Source organism: Stenotrophomonas sp. Ste86 (assembly GCF_024519465.1).
GTDB lineage: Bacteria > Pseudomonadota > Gammaproteobacteria > Xanthomonadales > Xanthomonadaceae > Stenotrophomonas.
On the sequence record NZ_JALJRW010000001.1, the window covers coordinates 427,085 to 443,623 of the forward strand.

15 protein-coding genes, 1 tRNA gene and 1 pseudogene are annotated in these 16,539 nt (G+C 62.4%); 7 read left to right on the top strand and 10 right to left on the bottom strand.

All coding sequences use genetic code 11. The annotated features are described in order from the left end of the window. Positions 1-14: 14 nt before the first annotated feature. The 6 genes and pseudogenes from NR101_RS01960 to NR101_RS01985 all read right to left on the bottom strand — a co-directional run. Positions 15-1,364, bottom strand: coding sequence for an acyl-CoA thioesterase/BAAT N-terminal domain-containing protein (locus NR101_RS01960; RefSeq protein WP_256774480.1), 1,350 nt, complete (start codon positions 1,362-1,364; stop codon positions 15-17). A 105-nt stretch (positions 1,365-1,469) separates the two neighbouring features. Further along, entirely contained in the window at positions 1,470-2,174 is a 705-nt protein-coding gene (locus tag NR101_RS01965; RefSeq protein WP_256774481.1) for a LytTR family DNA-binding domain-containing protein, read from the bottom strand. Continuing rightward, the gene (locus tag NR101_RS01970) at positions 2,171-3,292 is read right to left on the bottom strand and encodes a histidine kinase (RefSeq protein WP_256774482.1); all 1,122 of its coding nucleotides are present in this window, start codon (positions 3,290-3,292) and stop codon (positions 2,171-2,173) included. The genes NR101_RS01965 and NR101_RS01970 overlap by 4 nt, the downstream gene beginning before the upstream one ends. Before the next feature lie 83 nt (positions 3,293-3,375). Continuing rightward, positions 3,376-3,768, bottom strand: coding sequence for a hypothetical protein (locus NR101_RS01975; RefSeq protein WP_256774483.1), 393 nt, complete (start codon positions 3,766-3,768; stop codon positions 3,376-3,378). Positions 3,769-3,853: 85 nt separating this feature from the next. Beyond that, positions 3,854-4,213 carry a hypothetical protein gene (locus NR101_RS01980; protein WP_256774484.1) on the bottom strand — a complete coding sequence of 120 codons (360 nt, stop codon included), beginning with the start codon at positions 4,211-4,213 and terminating at the stop codon, positions 3,854-3,856. A 389-nt stretch (positions 4,214-4,602) separates the two neighbouring features. Next, positions 4,603-4,999, bottom strand: a pseudogene (locus NR101_RS01985) (RHS repeat-associated core domain-containing protein); the annotation flags it as partial. Positions 5,000-5,373: 374 nt separating this feature from the next. Here NR101_RS01985 and NR101_RS01990 point away from each other — a divergent pair. From NR101_RS01990 to NR101_RS02005, 4 genes are all read left to right on the top strand, one after another. Next, complete coding sequence (locus NR101_RS01990) at positions 5,374-7,128, top strand: asparagine synthase C-terminal domain-containing protein (RefSeq protein WP_256774485.1); 1,755 nt, start codon at positions 5,374-5,376, stop codon at positions 7,126-7,128. A gap of 620 nt (positions 7,129-7,748) precedes the next feature. After that, on the top strand, positions 7,749-8,237 hold the full coding sequence (locus tag NR101_RS01995; RefSeq protein WP_256774486.1) for an EAL domain-containing protein: 489 nt from the start codon (positions 7,749-7,751) through the stop codon (positions 8,235-8,237). Positions 8,238-8,615: 378 nt separating this feature from the next. After that, positions 8,616-9,380: an EAL domain-containing protein gene (locus NR101_RS02000; protein ID WP_256774487.1), complete on the top strand. Its 765-nt coding sequence runs from the start codon at positions 8,616-8,618 to the stop codon at positions 9,378-9,380. Continuing rightward, entirely contained in the window at positions 9,380-9,703 is a 324-nt protein-coding gene (locus NR101_RS02005; RefSeq protein ID WP_256774488.1) for a hypothetical protein, read from the top strand. Before NR101_RS02000 ends, NR101_RS02005 begins: the two co-directional genes overlap by 1 nt. A 140-nt stretch (positions 9,704-9,843) precedes the next feature. Here the strand turns inward: NR101_RS02005 and NR101_RS02010 are convergent. Together NR101_RS02010 and NR101_RS02015 are read right to left on the bottom strand one after the other, a co-directional pair. Continuing rightward, positions 9,844-9,933, bottom strand: a tRNA-Ser gene (locus NR101_RS02010). Between the two features lie 156 nt (positions 9,934-10,089). Next, on the bottom strand, positions 10,090-11,082 hold the full coding sequence (locus NR101_RS02015) for a LysR substrate-binding domain-containing protein (protein WP_256774489.1): 993 nt from the start codon (positions 11,080-11,082) through the stop codon (positions 10,090-10,092). Positions 11,083-11,206: 124 nt separating this feature from the next. Here NR101_RS02015 and NR101_RS02020 point away from each other — a divergent pair, with 124 nt between their 5' ends. Next, on the top strand, positions 11,207-11,788 hold the full coding sequence (locus tag NR101_RS02020; protein WP_256774490.1) for an NAD(P)H-dependent oxidoreductase: 582 nt from the start codon (positions 11,207-11,209) through the stop codon (positions 11,786-11,788). 327 nt (positions 11,789-12,115) lie between these two features. Here the strand turns inward: NR101_RS02020 and serS are convergent, their stop codons facing one another. Beyond that, complete coding sequence (serS, locus tag NR101_RS02025) at positions 12,116-13,396, bottom strand: serine--tRNA ligase (RefSeq protein WP_256774491.1); 1,281 nt, start codon at positions 13,394-13,396, stop codon at positions 12,116-12,118. Between the two features lie 134 nt (positions 13,397-13,530). Between serS and NR101_RS02030 the strand changes: the two genes are divergently transcribed. Both NR101_RS02030 and NR101_RS02035 read left to right on the top strand, forming a co-directional pair. Further along, the gene (locus NR101_RS02030; RefSeq protein WP_256774492.1) at positions 13,531-14,166 is read left to right on the top strand and encodes an energy transducer TonB; all 636 of its coding nucleotides are present in this window, start codon (positions 13,531-13,533) and stop codon (positions 14,164-14,166) included. A 169-nt stretch (positions 14,167-14,335) separates the two neighbouring features. Further along, the gene (locus NR101_RS02035) at positions 14,336-14,917 is read left to right on the top strand and encodes an energy transducer TonB (protein WP_256774493.1); all 582 of its coding nucleotides are present in this window, start codon (positions 14,336-14,338) and stop codon (positions 14,915-14,917) included. Between the two features lie 207 nt (positions 14,918-15,124). Here the strand turns inward: NR101_RS02035 and aroA are convergent, their stop codons facing one another. Then, entirely contained in the window at positions 15,125-16,438 is a 1,314-nt protein-coding gene (gene aroA, locus NR101_RS02040) for a 3-phosphoshikimate 1-carboxyvinyltransferase (protein WP_256774494.1), read from the bottom strand. Positions 16,439-16,539: the final 101 nt, after the last annotated feature.

Consider the following 16,539-nt stretch of genomic DNA (forward strand, 5'->3'; position numbering starts at 1 on the left):
AACTGCCTATTCGTTCACTTCGACGAGGGGAGCGAGTCACGTTCACTTTTCAGTGCCGCTCGCAGGAACCGGATGACAGCCACACCACCCTCGCGGTCCGCGCGCGCATAGCCCTTGGGAGTGCCGCCCACTTGGAGGTGAGGACCTAGGTCGTGTCGATACGTGGTTGGCTGCCAGAACAGGGAGATCAAGTGCCCGGCATCACTGAAATAGACGATCTCGTCCGGCTTATCACGATGATGATTCGCCAGATAGCCACTCGCCACCGCCGCCATCTCACCAGAGAGACCAAGCTGATCGTCTCCCGCTGCTACGAGCATGAGCGGGCCGTTGATCTTCTCGATCGGCAACATGGCAGATTTCAACGCTGACTGTGCCGTAGCGTCTTCCTCATCAAACCATCGCGAATCCTCCATATACGGCAGGAAGGGCAGATCTTTCCCCTTCAAGGTCAGACCGGGCTCATCGACCGCACGGAAATCGGCTGGTGCGATATCTCGCCGTATGCCTCGGAAGGGCGCTGGACTTCCCACTATCGAGACCACGGCGCGCAGGCGCTGGTCATGCGACGCGGCGGCCATCGCAATCGTGCCGCCCCAGGACCCTCCCAACACGCCTATTCCAGACGCGTCCACGTAGCTTTGCTCTTGCAGCCAATCCACCGCCACCGAAACGGGATCAATCGGAACCCGCACGAGGTCCTTGGGCAAGCCAGGCATGCGGTAGTAAGCCACTGACATGGCCAGGAACCCATGAGAGGCAAGCCACGCGGCGTACATGTTTGCGCTCTCAATGCCACCCTCGGAGCCACCGAGCGTAATGACGACGGGATGACGGCGACCGTCTGTCAGCACTCTCCTGGGTGCGTAGATGTTGGCGATCAAGCCAGGAGACTCCACAGTGAACGCCGAGACGTCTTCGCCGTCGATCCAGCGGCGGAGTTGGACGGTTTCCGCGACGTTTCCTTCAATAACCAGTTCGAGCGTGAAAATCGCAGGCTCGAATCGCAAGTCTCCCTCTCTCCTTTTGATGGGGAAAGGCGACGGCCTTCCTGGACCGTCCGGTTTCATCGACCAGAACAGTCCCGTCTGATCGACTCCCGTATAGCTGCCCGCCTCGGCGGCCGTCGTCGTGGGGTCAACCCTGCCTTCCAGATCTGCTCGATAGACCGCGTTGGAGCGCCAGCTGGTGCCCTTGGAGTCCCGCATGGCCAGCCGAAGCTCAACGACATCCGTAGGCCGCATGCCTGAGATAGACACCCCCAGTGGCGCGTCAGCCCGACTGTCTACCGAGACGATGTTCAGTGTCGCGGCATAACTATTGGCGCAAGCCAGAAGAAGCAATAAGAGGGCGAATCGACGCATTCAGGGGGCACTCTGAGGGTGACCTCAGAGCTTGCGAGCAGGACGCATGCCTGAGACGGGCTTTGGCGTGAGCCGTGCTCTACGTGGCACCAATCGTGCAGACATCTACGGCAATCGCGGCAAACTGGCTTCGAGTTGTGTTCGGAACTGTCGGCTGACCCGGAGGATCGTGCCGTCAATGAGTTCCAATAGAGCGTCCTGGTTTCGCGCGGAACGAAGTGCTGCGATACGCCTTACATTCACCAATGAGGATCGGTGGATACGGATAAATCCGCTCGGCTCCAACGCCTCCGCAAGACTTGCCATGCTATCGCGGCGCAGATACGTGTCCTTTCCCACATGGATGCAAACGTAATGGCCAGCCACGTCAACATAGTCAATGTCTGCCGGCGACAGATAGACCGTCCGATCGCCCGATTGAACCGCTATTCGCACGGTGCGTTCGACCTTTCCATCCAGGCGCTCCCGGACACGTCGCATGGCCAACTGCAACCGGTGTGGATCCACCGGTTTGAGCAAGTAATCCAACGCCCCGGTCTCGAAGGCGCGAACGGCGTGTGCACTGTAAGCGGTGATGAAGACGATGTGCGGCACCAGTTCCTCAAGATGCTGCACGAGATCCAAGCCGCTGCCGTCCGGCAGCCCGATATCGAGAAGAACGAGATCAACATCCCCAACCTTCGCGCGCTCAAGCGCAGCCTCCAATGTTGATGCCTCCCCTACGACCGTGACGTCAGGCTCGCTTGCCAGCAAACGAGTGAGTCGCGCTCGCGCAAGAGAAATGTCGTCAACAATCAACGTGCGAATCATGGTTGATCGCGTTCCATCAGCGGGAGACGGATTGAAGCAATAAACCGTTTCTTCTCACACTGGGTCGTCAACGATGCCCCAGCCCCATGCGCCAGTACCAATCTCTTCCTGAGGTGGTCCAAGCCAATCCCCAGACCGCCTGATGAGCGCCCATTGACCGAGTTCACCACACTAATGACAAGATCCCCGTCTTGAAGGGTGGCGCCAATTTTGATTTCGACTGCCCCGTCAGTATCCGCGCCGTGCTGGATGGCATTTTCCAAAAGCGGTTGCAACACCATCGAAGGGACGGATGCATCCCAGGCACCGGGCTCGATCTCCGCAACGAACGTAATGTTGCCGGACAGCACCTGATGCAACTCGATGAACTCAGCGCATGCCCCAATTTCGTCCCTCAAAGCCACCGCAGGAGCGCTTTCCAGCAACGCTCGAAGCAAGTTTGCGACATGCCCTAAGGCCCGATCAGCTTTGGGAGCATCACGATATCCAAGCTCGCCGATGGCATTGAGCGCGTTGAAGATGAAGTGTTGGTGTAGCCGTGATCGCAGTGCTTCTTCGTTCAAACGCGCCAGAAGCGTCTCTCGTTCGCTTTTCAGGGCAGTATGCGCCAACAGCTGCCCTACCCCCATCACAGCGACGTAAAGCGGTATGGCAAATAGAGCGGTGGCCACCAAAGCACGCTGACTGCTGTTCAGATCCGACTGCCCTTGCCCAGCAAGTCCGAACATATTCAAGATGCCATGCCCCAATCCCCAGCCCGCCCCTGTTAGAAGGGGAATCGCTGGAAGACCGAACAATACGACCCAAATCAGGTGGTAGGCAGACCGGCCACCTCCGATGATCCATCGTCCTGAGAGACGGAGCAGCATGGGGGTCGCCAATGCCCATGGCGTGTAGCTGCCGACGAGAAACAAGAAGGCATGCAGGAAATCCGAAGCCTCCGGCGCGCCCGCTGAGGGGGCCGTCAAGACGACGGCAGGTGTGTAGGCGAACGCGAGCACGAGCCAAGACAGCCCAACCCACTGCCATCGAACTCTCACGATGGACCAATTGCCCGTCATCCGGGCGCTTAAAGGCGCAGAGGTGGTGTTCGACTTGATCAAAGGAGCTGCGGGCATCGAATCATCCGGGCCATTTTCTACTCCCCTAGACAGAATGCAAGAGCAAGCCATAGCCCAATAAGGAACGCCTTGGCGAGTGCTTACCGCCGCAGCAATGGTGAGGGCCGCAACGATGCCCCAAGCCTGAACACCAGGCCGCCCAATGCGGCTCCCGCTGCGATGGAAGACTGCAACGCTGCGACCACCATCCCGCCAGCACTCTCGGCCTGATCGGGCACCGCACGCGCGACCCCGCTGGACCAAGCGACGGGCACGCCACCGAAGGTCACGCACCAGAGCGCAACCAGGATCGATAGCCCGCCAACACCCACCGGCAACAGGAGCATGCCCAGAGCGGCTACGCCCACCAACGCAGGCATGATCACCAACGTGACTTTCAAACTGCGCTCCATAAGGCAACCGGCCAGTAATGTGCCGACAGAATTCGCGACACCGAACCCGAGCAGGATCAGCGCCAGGTCATCAACGCTCATCTGCCCCAGGCTCCCCAACGTGGGGCGGATGTAGGTGAAGAGCGAGTACCGACCGGTGTGTGCTGGCTTAGGCGGATCTGCCTGCTCACTGAGTTCTCTGCGCGAAAGCAAATGCAAGCTTCCTGAGCTCAACCCACGCCGGCTTCCTGAGATCCTCAATACCATCTCCAGCGTAAGCATCAGTCGGCATTTCTTCTTCCGCAATCACAACTGCATTGATCATTGCCTTTGCCTCACTGGAAATCTGATCCCATTGAACCAGGGGCTTACCAGCAAGAATTTCCTGCCTCAACTCCCAAGCTACGCCAGGATGTCCATCAAAGTCTGCGAACAACTCCTCAATGGGCTTCGCCATAGATCGAACTGCATCCTCGAAATAGAGAAGGCAAGTGGCCATAGATTCATCTAAAGAGATCACATTTCCTTCTTCAGTACGGCTCTTCATTTTCGCCCCTAATATCAATTGTTTGTTGTTCGCTTTCCCCAAGAGGCGCCGAGTAGCTCGACAGAGCGAAGACGAGACCCCAACCGGAGGTGGCGCCAGCCAACCGAATAAACTTGGCGCCCTGCTGGGGCAAGGATGAGCCATCTGAGGCGTCAGCGGAGATCCTGTTGGACTGTAGCGCCGCCAGCCCTTCTCCGTCGGGGATTTCGCCTTCCAGCACCCTCCATTTGTGGCAGAAGCGGGCCCACCATTTTTAGCATCAGGCACGTATCTGCACACCTGTCAGTTGGCGCCATTTGCAGGACTCATGAATTTTCCAGGGGCTTGACCTGGTGCCGGGGACCACGGCCCCCTGGAATCCCGGTTGGAGGACTTTGGCCGGAGTAGGCCTGCAAGCCCAAGGGATCAACGGCACCTAAGGGGTTTCCCTCAGCGTAAGAACATGCGCTCATTCCACCTGAAAGCCCAATCGGATCACTCTGAGAGTACCTACCCACCGATGGGTCGTACTCGCGCTGATAGTTATAGAACAACCCGCTCGCGGCCGTGGCTTGCTGACCCGGGAAGCGCAGCGATAGATCATAAGCCACGCCATCACCATCCGGATCCGCACTCGGGATCTGGTCGCCGAACACCTCGCTCTTATTGCTCCAATGCCAGATCGCAACATCCCGCACCGGGTCGATCACCACACGAGGCGTGCCCAGGTGATCAGGCTGGATGTAGGCGAGCTCGTGGGATACCGGTACTTGGCGTGTTGATCAGAGCAACCGGATGGTTGTCCAGCAAGGGCAATCTCAATCGAATCCTGACAACTTCCTGACGCTCAACAAATGAATCTGGTCATTGCCCGTCGCGGCCGTGGGTACGCGCTTTCCAGCGAGTAGTCCACTTGACCAAGATCGGCTCTGTGGAGCCGCTTTCATACTTTGCCTCGTGCCATCCCACGTGGACAAGGAACGCGAGGCGTCTTATCCCCGTCGTTGGCCGGCGGCATTGGAGTGAACGTGTCTGGAATCGCTGGCAAGTGGGTTGCGCATCGAACGTCGTGTGCCGAGGAGCTCAATAGCACGGCGAGGCGATTGGCGCACTCGCTTTCGCATAGAGGTAGCCACTCACATGACTGGACCGGAGGCTCCTGCGCGCCTGCATTGGCGACAGTGTCATCTGACGAGGGCGCATCCGGTCTCGCGGCAAGCCTGGACGGACGCTATGTCGTGGCGGCAACAGATTTCTCAACACCACGGCCACTGGGGAACTGCACGACGGTTGCTCAGCTGATCGCAACCAGATTGCCTGGGCTTGGCGTTATGGGTTCCCTGCAACTGGTTTCAGAGCCTGTCAGCGTGGCCATCTGGGACGGGCAGGAGAAGACACTGACGTTGATGCGCGATCGTATGGGCCAAACGGATCTCTACTACAGTTGCAATGCGTTTGGGCTGACCTTCGCGACAGATCTCAAGACGCTGGCAGATGAATCGGCCGGCTCCCAGGACGTTGATACGGATTCGCTTTCACACCTATTTCGCCTTGGCTACATCCCCGCCCCTTTCACCGCGTATCGCGGCGTCTTCAAATTGCCGGCTGGGTCTACTCGAACGTTTCACTTGTCCGATGTCCGCCAATGGCAGTCAATCCATGCGTCCCCTGGTCCGTTCATCCCCCACTGGGACCTGCGTGAACAGGCAGAGCGAAACATAGCGTGCAAGCGCACGGGCTCTCTGACATCTTCCATCGATGCCGTGATAAATGCACTCGACGAGGCCATTTCCCGCACTGCCAACCAGTCTAGCGCTACGTTGCTGTCTGGAGGAGTTGACTCCAGCTTGATTGCTGCGTTGCTTCAGCGTCAGAGCGTTGCGCCCATAGAGACAATATCCGTCGGATTCGATGATCCGGGTCATGACGAGGCCCGATGGGCAGCGGAAGTTGCAACGCACCTGGGTGCAAAGAACACGCGCCTGGTCATGGCTGACAGTGACGCCCTGCGCCTGGTTGAAACGGCCGCCAGGGTGTTCAGTGAGCCCTACGCAGACTCTTCTGCCATTCCAGCACTTCTGGCCGCAGAGGCGACCAGCGGCTTCAACACGGTGCTCACCGGCGACGGGGGCGACGAGCTCTTCTTTGGTCACGGCGCGTACGTCAAATCGCTGAGAAATCACAACCTCGTCCGCCACGTTCCACGTTGGCTACGGAGAGCATCACGCGGCTACATGTCTCGCGCTCCGGAAAGCGCCAGGCTGGGCGGTATTGCCGCGCTGCTGTCTGAAGCTCAATGCGAGTCATTGGCTGAGATTTACCAAACGCGTGCCTCAAGGTGGAGAAATCCAGCCGGCGCGTTGAGGTTTGCTGCCAGCTCGACTTCCCCGCTGCTCAATGCCACGAGGCACCTGCGAAACGGGCATCCAGGTGAGCTTCTCCTCTATTTGGATCAGACCAACGAGCTTCCCGACGGGCTGTTGACCAAGTCAGATCGAGCGTTTGGCGCGTACGGAGTTAAGGCACGCAATCCCTTCCTTGATGACCAGGTGGTGGGCCTAGCATGGCGCCTCCCCTTCGAACACAAGTTCCGGGATGGCGAGACCAAAGTTGTGCTCAAACGTGCGCTGGACCGCTTCCTTCCCGAGCAACACAGTCGCAGACCCAAGAAAGGATTCGGCGCCCCCATTGCTCGATGGCTCAATGGACCGCTGCGTGACTGGGCCGAAGACCTGCTGGATCCGATTGCCATCAGGAACAGGGGAATCCTCAATGAAGAGGTGGTTTCTGGAGTGTGGCGGTCGTTCCTGGATGGGAATCGTAAATTCCACACGCACCTGTGGCCAATATTGATGTTTCAGGCGTGGGACCGGGAATGGAATGGTGCCTATTCCGGCGCAGGCTCTGGCCGAGTGAGACAACAGGAGGCCGCATGAGAGCACTTCAACGTTGGTTTCTATGGCTGACATGCAGGCATAAGAGAGCACCTGGGTTGAACGAGGGCTTTGTGATTGAAGATTGAGGACTACACAGCCTCTGGAAGTCCTGATCAGGCGCGCCGGTGTTCGGCTTCGCACTGCCCTAGAGGGGATTGCCACGATCTACCACGTGGAGGCAACGCGGTTCGCGTTCTTGGTCGACATGCCCTCCGCCCAACAACTCGAACGCTTGACCATGGAACTGAGGACCAAGATGCTCCGCCCTCTGATGGCCGTCTCGTTCCCTATCTCACCAAGCCTCCACGCAGGCATCTGCACTGTTTTCGATGAAGATGAAAGCAGTCACAACCTGCTGGTTAGCACCTATGGGGCGCTCGATACCCGCGCAGCGTTTCTCTGGTACTCCGCAGATCGAGACGAGCGAGTTCACGGCGCAAAGGCGACAGATTCCTCTGTCCATCAATCTCTCCAGTGGTTTTCTCTCCCGCCTTACCGCTTGGCACGCCATCCGCGAAAAGCTCTCCCTTAGGTCTACACCTCTTTCGATGATCGAGTTTGAAATCACCTAGGGTGAGTGGCTTGGCCCCAACTCGACTGCGGCCAGGCAGATTGTCGCCATGACACGCGCTGGCGTCAGGATCTCAATCGATGACGTTGGCAGTGGCTACAGTAACTTCAGCTATCTTTCCGACCTTCCCATCCACACCATCAAACTCGACAAATCACTGATCGATGGCGTCGCTAAAGACCCCCGCTCAAGAGCAAGGGTCTCAGCCATCCACCAGCTAGCGCACGAACTCGGTTACCTCACGGTGGCTGAAGGCGTGGAACACCGCGATCAGCTCGATGTCCTGAAGCGCTTGGGCTTCGATCAAATACAGGGATACCTGCTCGCCATTCCTGCGCCCGCCTCCAAGGTAGCCGAGCTTTTCGAGACGGTCGATGAGCACGTCCATCTTGCGGGCACCGTGCAGCCGAAGAGGTCGTTTCTGCGCAAAGTGCCGCTGCCGGACGGGCCCGCGGTGGCCCACGGCAAACAGCACCGCCGGATTGCAAGTGAGTTGTCCACGCGCTTCCAGCGCCTTACACGTCGTAACTCTATGTGACCCCTCGGTCCCCGCGCCCAGATAGAGTCAATTTCCATGCCGAACCGCCGCCGCCCCCCCCTTCCCTTCCAAGGGGCTGCACCCATGCATAGCCACTGATTGGCGACGGATCAATGCCGCCATGCCCCTCAGACCGGGTGCGCCTGCAGCACCGCACTGGCTTCCGGCAAAGAACCAAGCAACACCCAGGGCTGCCCGCTACTTCCTTGGCAACTTGACTCAGCCGATGGCGACCGGTAGTCAGTTCACGCAGAGGCGCTGGTGGTCCAGCCTGCGTGCAACCCTGCAGGCTGTTAGCGGCACCCGCCCCGGCGGCGTAGACATGGCCGTGATGGGCGTCGGTTATTCTTTGCCTTAGCCGAACACGGAATCAAGCGCATGCCTTCCATCGACAAGCCCGCTGGATGTGCGATATGCCGCGATGCGGATCCGCTGCAGTTCGAATTCACTTATGCATTCCAGCCTATCGTCGATGTGCGCGCACGCAAGGTGTTCGCGCATGAAGCGCTGGTGCGCGGTCCGGCCGGCGAACCTGCAAGTTCCGTACTGTCACGTATCACAGCGGAGAATCGCTATTCGTTCGACCAAGCCTGTCGTGAGAAGGCCATCCGGATCGCGGCTTCGTTGGACTTGCGCTCCCATCTTTCAATCAACTTTTTGCCCAATGCGATCTACCGGCCGGAGGTGTGCATACGTTCTACGCTTCAAGCTGCAGAGCGACATGGCTTTCCGGTTGAGAGAATAATCTTTGAAACCGTCGAGGGGGAGCAAGTCAGCGATGGAAAATGGCTGGCTGAGATCCTGAGTGAGTACAAACGTATCGGCTTCAAGACCGCAATTGATGATTTCGGTGCCGGTTTTGCTGGCCTGAACCTCTTGGCAGATTTCCAACCGGACATGGTCAAGCTGGATATGGCGTTGATCCGGGACATCGACCATAGCCTGTCACGACGTGCGATCGTGGCTGGCGTGGTATCCATGTGCGAGCAGCTGGCTATTGATGTGATTGCCGAAGGCATAGAGACCATTGATGAGGCGCACTGCCTGTCAGATCTCGGCATCAGCCTGATGCAAGGCTACTGGTTCGGCCGTCCGCAGTTCGAGTGCGCGCTACGCGAGGCCGACATCCCCTGGACGATGTGATGCGCGCCATGGCAGGTTCGCTCTCAACCTATAGCAACCTCGCTTTGTCCGCCTATCAAGCAGCCAGCCGCCCGCCCCAGTCCCCGGTTGCAATGCCGACATTGAACACGCCCGCATGCAGCGATCCGGCAACCTCCATGGCCCGGGTGACGGCATTCATCATCCAGGTCATCGGACCCAACGACACGCCTCCGTACGCCCCATCCCACAGCACCAATGAAGAGACGGACATCGTCTTTGCTGTCGATCTGCCAGCGTTCCGTGATCGTGCCGGCCGCCGCTTGCGTTCGATGACAACCTGCAAGTCGCTGGGAACACACTGACGAGAGGCGTAGGTGCCGGAAGGGGGTGCGGATGAGGTGATGGGGGATGCGCATTCGGGAGATGTGTCCCGATCCGTGTCCCGCTGGCAGACCCAGGCATTCGAAGTAAGTTACATAAACTCAATAACTTAGATGAATATTGGCGGAGAGAGTGGGATTCGAACCCACGGAAGGTTTGACCCTTCGCCGGTTTTCAAGACCGGTGCCTTAAACCGCTCGGCCATCTCTCCGTATCGGTAGCGCTGTCCGCGCACCGCGTGCCCAGGTCATTGCAACCCAGACATCCAGCCGGGGCATCGCCCCGACCAGCATGGCTCCCCGGCACGAAGCCGGGGGTCGCATTCTCGCATTTCAGGTGGGGTTTGCCCACCCGGCCGGTGCCGGGCTCAGCCCGCATCCACCGCCAACGCACCCAGCGCGCTGGCCTTGATCTTCTCCTTGGCCCGCTCGCACGCGCCACCGCAATCCAGGCGCGAGGCCTCCAGTTGTGGCGGCAGGTGTTCGGCCAGGAAGTCGATGAACACCCGCACCGCCGGCAGCAGGCCGCGGCGCGAGGCGAACACGGCGTGGCACACGCCCTGCGGCAGCGACCATTCCGGCAGCACCACTTCCAGCTCGCCGCTGCGCACGGCATCGGCGCAGACGGTCTCGGGCAGCATGGTGATGCCGAAGCCGTCCTTGACCATGCTTTGCAGCAGCGGGAAATCGAAACCGGCCACGCGTGGCTGCAGGTCCACGCGGCGTACCGCGCCTTCGGGGCCGTGCAGTTCCCAACGCTGGCGGGCTTCGTCTTCGCTGATGCTCAGGGTGACGTGGTTGGCCAGTTCGTCCGGGTCCTTGGGGCGGCCGGCACGGTCGAGGTATTTCGGGCTCGCCACCAGCAGTTCCTGCACCTGGCCGAAGCTGCGCATGACCAGGCTGCCGTCATCGTCCAGCCGCGAGCGCACGCGCAGGGCGACGTCGTAGCCTTCGTTGATGATGTCCACGCGGCGGTTGCTGATGTTCAGCTGCAGCCGCACCTTGGGGTACTGGGCCAGGAACTTGGGCAGCAGCTTGGGCAGCTGCATCTGCGCCAGCGACACCGGTACGCTGGCGCGCACCAGGCCGCGTGGCTCGGCGCTCAGCCGGTCCACCACTTCGCGCGCGGCCTGGGCCTCGGCGAGCATGGTCTGGGCGTGGCGGTGCACGCTGGTGCCCACGTCGGTCACCGCGAAGCGGCGCGTGGAGCGCTGCAGCAGGCGTACGCCCAGGTCGGTTTCCAGCTGGCTGATGCGGCGGCTCAGACGCGATTTGGGGATGCCCAGGGCGCGTTCGGCGGCGGCGAAACCACCGTGGTCGACCACCATGGCGAAGTAGTAGAGATCGTTGAGGTCTTGCATACCGAAGTTCCAGATATAGAACAATACATGGTATTCAACCACCTTTATTCCAACCAAGCAACAACCTAACCTGTTTTCCGTCGGCGGCGCCTTGCCCGCCCCTCCCAGATAACAGGTGATTGCCATGAAGCTTCTTCACATCGATGCCAGCGTCCTTGGCGACAACTCGGTTTCCCGCCAGCTCTCGGCTGCCGTGGTCCAGCAGTGGCGTGACCAGGTGCCGGGCCTGGAGGTCACCTACCGCGACCTGGACGCCCAGCCCGTTGCGCACCTGCGCAGCAGTTCGCTGGCCCAGACCGACGCGGCCGAAGTGGCCGACGCGGCGCTGGTGCTGGAGCAGTTCCTGGCCGCCGACGTGGTGGTCATCGGCTCCCCAATGTACAACTTCAGCGTGGCCTCCACCCTCAAGGCGTGGATCGACCGCCTGGCGGTGGCTGGCAAGACCTTCAAGTACACCGATACCGGCCCGGTGGGCCTGGCCGGCGGCAAGCGCGTGATCGTGGCCAGCAGCCGCGGCGGCCTGCACACCGGTGCCCCGACCGACTTCCAGGACCCGTACCTGCGCCAGGTGTTCGCGTTCTTCGGGATCGACGAGGTGGAATTCGTGCGCGCCGAGGGCATCGCCTACTCGCCGCAGCACCGCACCGACGCGATCGCTCAGGCGCTGGCCGCGCTGCCGCAGCCGCGTGAGCTGGCCGCTGCCTGAGGTGTAACCCCACGCCACTCCCTCCCCCTCGTCGTGGTGGCGTGGTGCGCGGCGCCGGTTTTCTCTCCCTTGCCGGTGTTGCGCCTGATGGCCCCTTTTGGGGCCATCTTTTTGAGATCGCGGGTATGCACTTGGCCGCGGTTGGCTCGCGTTGAATCAACGTGGAAAGCGTCAGCCACGCAGGGCGTGGCCTACCCGCCCAGGAACAACGGGGGTAGAGCCACCCCATGGGTGGCTGCACGTGGTGCCCGAACGGTACGGCAGCCACCCATGGGGTGGCTCTACCTCCTGGGTGCAAAAAACCCGCATTTCGGCGGGTTTTTCGTTTCAGGCGATGGTCTCGATGCCGCCCATGTAGGGCTTGAGCGCGTCCGGCACGGTGATGCTGCCGTCGGCGTTCTGGTAGTTCTCCATCACCGCGATCATCGCCCGGCCCACGGCCACGCCGGAGCCGTTGAGGGTGTGCAGCAGTTCGGGCTTGCCGGTTTCCGGGTTGCGCCAGCGGGCCTGCATGCGGCGGGCCTGGAAATCGCCACAGTTGGAGCACGAGGAGATCTCGCGGTAGGTGTCCTGCGAGGGCAGCCACACTTCCAGGTCGTAGGTCTTGATCGCCGAGAAGCCCATGTCGCCGGTGCACAGCAGCACCTTGCGGTACGGCAGGCCCAGCTTCTCCAGCACCACTTCGGCGCAGCGGGTCATGCGCTGGTGTTCTTCGTCGCTCTGCGCCGGGGTGCAGGCGGCCACCAGTTCGACCTTCTCGAACTGGTGCTGGCGGATCATGCCGCGCACGTCGCGGCCGCCGCTGCCGGCTTCGGCGCGGAAGCACAGCGAGTGGGCGGTCATGCGCAGCGGCAGCTGGTCGGCGTCGACGATGTCATCGCGCACGATGTTGGTCAGCGGCACTTCCGAGGTCGGGATCAGGTAGCGCGTGGACTCGCCCACGGCGGTCTTGAACAGGTCGTCCTCGAACTTGGGCAGCTGGCTGGTACCGCGCAGCGACTCGGCGTTGACCAGCGCCGGAACGTTCGTTTCTTCATAGCCGTGCTCGCCGGTGTGCAGGTCCAGCATGAACTGCGCCAGCGCGCGGTGCAGGCGCGCGATCGGGCCGCGCAGCACGGTGAAGCGCGAACCGGACAGCTTGGCGGCGGTCTCACCATCGAGCCAGCGGTTGCGGGCGCCGAGTTCGACGTGGTCGAGCACGGGGAAGTCGAACGCGCGCGGGGTGCCCCAGCGCTTCTGTTCTACGTTCTCGGTCTCATCCTTGCCGGCGGGCACGTCGTCGGCCGGCAGGTTGGGGATGCCCAGGGCGATGGCTTCGATCTTGTCGCGCAGTTCGTCCAGGGCCACTTCCGAGGCCTTGAGCTCATCGGCGAAGGCGGCCACTTCGGCCATGATCGCCGAGACGTCTTCGCCCTTGGCCTTGGCCTGGCCGATGGCCTTGGAGCGGCTGTTGCGCAGGCTCTGCAGTTCCTGGGTACGCACCTGGATGCGCTTGCGGTCCGCTTCCAGCGACTCCAGCCCGGACACATCCAGCTCGAAACCCCGCGAGGTGCGCAGGCGTTCGGCAAGGTCGGCGGGATGTTGGCGAAGCAGGGCTGGATCAAGCATGGCGGTGGCAGGTGGGTTCGGGTACGGAGGGGGATTATCGCCTGTTACGCGGATTTCTGCCGCCCGCGCGCCGCCATGTACCCCTCAGTCATTGCCGGCGTGGCAGAATCGGGCTGTTCACAACGGTATGGCTCATGTCCGCTTCCCGCTCTACGTCTGGCAAGAACATCACCTTCCACCTGCCCCGCCGCAGCCTGATGATCGCCGGTATCGCCTTTGGCGTCGGCATCCTCCTGTTTCTGGTGGTGTGGCTGAGCAGCCGCAACGACGAGTTCTACAAGGCCGGCCCGGCGGCGACGCCGCAGCAGGTGGCCGAGATCGAGCCGCTGCCCGAGCCCCTGCCCGCCGCGGCCGGCTCCAGCGACATGCCCGATGCGAAGGCGCTCCCGGCCAATGCGGAGAAGCCGCAGCTGGTGGAAACCGCGCCGCCCCCGCCGCCGGCCGCTGCCGCCGCCCCGCCTGCCGACGCCGCCCCTGCCGCGCCCGCCGCTGGCGGCGAGCGTCCACAGCCGATCGCCGATCAGTCGCCGCCGCCAAGCTACCCGCCGGCCGCACTGCGTCGCGGTGATACCGGTACGGTGGTGGTGCGCGTGGAGGTGGATGCCACGGGCTATCCGTCCAATGTCACGGTGATCGAGCGCAGCGGTTCACGCGATCTTGATCGTGCCGCCTCCGATGCCGTGCGTCGCTGGCGCTTCACCCCGGCGCACAGCAATGGCCAGGCCGTGCCGGGAAGCATTGAAGTGCCGTTCGACTTCAAGCCGCAGTAATGCGCTGCAACCATCCTCGTTCGCGCGGCTGTCACGCGCGGCGATTTGGCAACGACTCATCAAGCTGAACCTCGTCGGGAATGCAGTCGCCGCGTTGACGTTGCGGTGACACATCCGCAACCGTTCACGGGCAAGACTGCGGCTGTCACAACGACACCAGGAGTCCGCCATGAGTGTTACCCATGCCCACGACATGCACGCCTCGCCGCAGCACCAGCGCGATGCGACCGATGAACCCGCCCGTCGCGGCACTTCGCCGTGGATGTGGATGGCGTTGATCGTGGCGATGTTTGCCGCCGCGCTGGTCTGGCTGCGTTACGCCAACCCTGATGACACCAGCACTGCACCGGTCGGCGAGCGCATGCTGCCGGCGACGCAGACCCCGGTAGCCACGACTGCGCCGGCACCGGCTGCACGACAGGCCACCCCGGCCACTACCGCCCAGCGCAAGGCCACGCCGGTGGCGCGCAACCGCGAGGCACGCCCGCTGGCCAGCAACACCAAGCCGACCTATCCGGCCTCCGCGCTGCGTAATGGCGTGCAGGGCAGCGTGGTGGCCAGCTTGAACGTGGACCCGCGCGGCCATGTCACCGATGCCAATATCGTGCAGCGCACCGGTTCGCGCGATCGCGATCTGGACCGTTCGGTGTTGAACACCGTGCGTCAGTGGCAGTTCGAGCCGGCCATGAGCAATGGTCGTGCCGTGGCCAGCGTGGTGCGCGTGCCGGTGGATTTCCGCACCGAGCGTTAAGCGGTTGCGTTGACGCGTAACGAAAAGGGAGGCCATTGGCCTCCCTTTTTCGTTGGCAATTCGCATGCGGTGCAAAGCACCGGTAGTGCCGAGCCATGCTCGGCAGCCAGGCGACGCACGAAACGGAGCGGAGGAGCGGAGGAGCGGAAGAGCGGAAGAGCGGAAGAGCAGCCGAGCATGGCTCGGCTCCACCCTGCCTTCCCTCGATCAGCCTTGGCGGAGTCCGAATCCTGCCCCTGTGGCCAGGCCATCGAAATCCGGGAACGAGGTTGCCACGTTGGCGATGTCATTCACGCGCACCTCGCCATTGCTGAGCTGGCCGGCAATGGCAAACGCCATGGCGATGCGGTGGTCGCCATGGCTTTCAAGGGTGCCGCTGCCGAGCACGGCGCCGCCGTGGATGGTGGCGCCGTCGTCGGTTTCGTCCACCTGCACGCCCAGCGTGCGCAGGCCCGTGGCCATGGCCGCGAGGCGATCGGATTCCTTCACCCGCAGTTCGGCGGCACCGCGCACCACGGTGTTGCCGTGCGCAGCGGCGGCAGCGACGAACAGCGCGGGGAACTCGTCGATCATGTCCGGCACGAGCGCTTCGGGAATCTCCGCGCCGTGCAGCGGGGCATATCGCACGACCAGATCGGCCACGGCTTCACCGCCCTGCTCGGCGTGGTTCTCTTCGCTGATATCCGCGCCCATCAGCCGCAACGCGGCCAGCAGGCCGGTGCGGCGCGGGTTGAGGCCGACCGCGCGCAGGCGCAGTGCCGAACCGGGAATGATGCTGGCGGCCACCAGGAAGAACGCGGCCGAAGAGAAATCGGCCGGCACCACGATATCGGTGGCGCGCAGGCGCTGGCCGCCGCGCAGGCGGGCCTTGCCGGGCGAGAACTCGATGTCCACGCCGAAGGCGCGCAGCATGCGCTCGCTGTAGTCGCGGGTGGGGTGCGGCTCGCTGACCGAGGTCTCGCCATCCGCGTACAGGCCGGCCAGCAGCACGGCCGATTTGACCTGGGCACTGGCCACCGGCGAGGCGAATTCGATGCCCTTGAGCGCCTGCCCGCCGTGCACGCGCAGCGGCGGCGTGCCATCGGCTTCGGTATCGATCTTCGCGCCCATCAGCGCCAATGGACCGGTGACGCGGCGCATCGGCCGGCGCGACAGTGACTCGTCGCCCACCATCACGCTGTCGAACGGCTGGGCGGCCAGGAGGCCGGCGAGCAGGCGCATGCCGGTGCCGGCGTTGCCGCAGTCCAGCGGCGCCGACGGTGCCTTCAGCCCATCCACGCCGACGCCATGCACCACGCGCTGCGACGGCGACGGGGTGTCGATGCGCACGCCCATCTGCGAAAAGATGGCAGCGGTGGCGCGGGTGTCTTCGCCTTCCAGGAAGCCATCGATATGCGAGATGCCATCAGCCAACGCGGCGAACATCACCGAGCGGTGCGAGACGGACTTGTCGCCGGGAATGATCAGGCTGCCCTGCAGGGGCTGGCCCTTGTGGGCGATCCAGTACGGAGAAGCAGTCATCGAAATTCCTAGGGGACGGGCCGCCACGGCGGCGATGCAACGGTGTGCGGGAGTGGCCTGGGCAGCCGCAGGGGCGCCGGGCCGGGCGTAGCGCGCATCGC

Coding starts and splice junctions, on each gene's coding strand:
- NR101_RS01960 (WP_256774480.1), bottom strand. CDS start 1,364: ATGCGTCGATTCGCCCTCTTATTGCTTCTTCTGGCTTGCGCCAATAGT.
- NR101_RS01965 (WP_256774481.1), bottom strand. CDS start 2,174: ATGATTCGCACGTTGATTGTTGACGACATTTCTCTTGCGCGAGCGCGA.
- NR101_RS01970 (WP_256774482.1), bottom strand. CDS start 3,292: ATGCCCGCAGCTCCTTTGATCAAGTCGAACACCACCTCTGCGCCTTTA.
- NR101_RS01975 (WP_256774483.1), bottom strand. CDS start 3,768: ATGAGCGTTGATGACCTGGCGCTGATCCTGCTCGGGTTCGGTGTCGCG.
- NR101_RS01980 (WP_256774484.1), bottom strand. CDS start 4,213: ATGAAGAGCCGTACTGAAGAAGGAAATGTGATCTCTTTAGATGAATCT.
- NR101_RS01995 (WP_256774486.1), top strand. CDS start 7,749: ATGACACGCGCTGGCGTCAGGATCTCAATCGATGACGTTGGCAGTGGC.
- NR101_RS02000 (WP_256774487.1), top strand. CDS start 8,616: ATGCCTTCCATCGACAAGCCCGCTGGATGTGCGATATGCCGCGATGCG.
- NR101_RS02005 (WP_256774488.1), top strand. CDS start 9,380: ATGCGCGCCATGGCAGGTTCGCTCTCAACCTATAGCAACCTCGCTTTG.
- NR101_RS02015 (WP_256774489.1), bottom strand. CDS start 11,082: ATGCAAGACCTCAACGATCTCTACTACTTCGCCATGGTGGTCGACCAC.
- NR101_RS02020 (WP_256774490.1), top strand. CDS start 11,207: ATGAAGCTTCTTCACATCGATGCCAGCGTCCTTGGCGACAACTCGGTT.
- serS (WP_256774491.1), bottom strand. CDS start 13,396: ATGCTTGATCCAGCCCTGCTTCGCCAACATCCCGCCGACCTTGCCGAA.
- NR101_RS02030 (WP_256774492.1), top strand. CDS start 13,531: ATGTCCGCTTCCCGCTCTACGTCTGGCAAGAACATCACCTTCCACCTG.
- NR101_RS02035 (WP_256774493.1), top strand. CDS start 14,336: ATGAGTGTTACCCATGCCCACGACATGCACGCCTCGCCGCAGCACCAG.
- aroA (WP_256774494.1), bottom strand. CDS start 16,438: ATGACTGCTTCTCCGTACTGGATCGCCCACAAGGGCCAGCCCCTGCAG.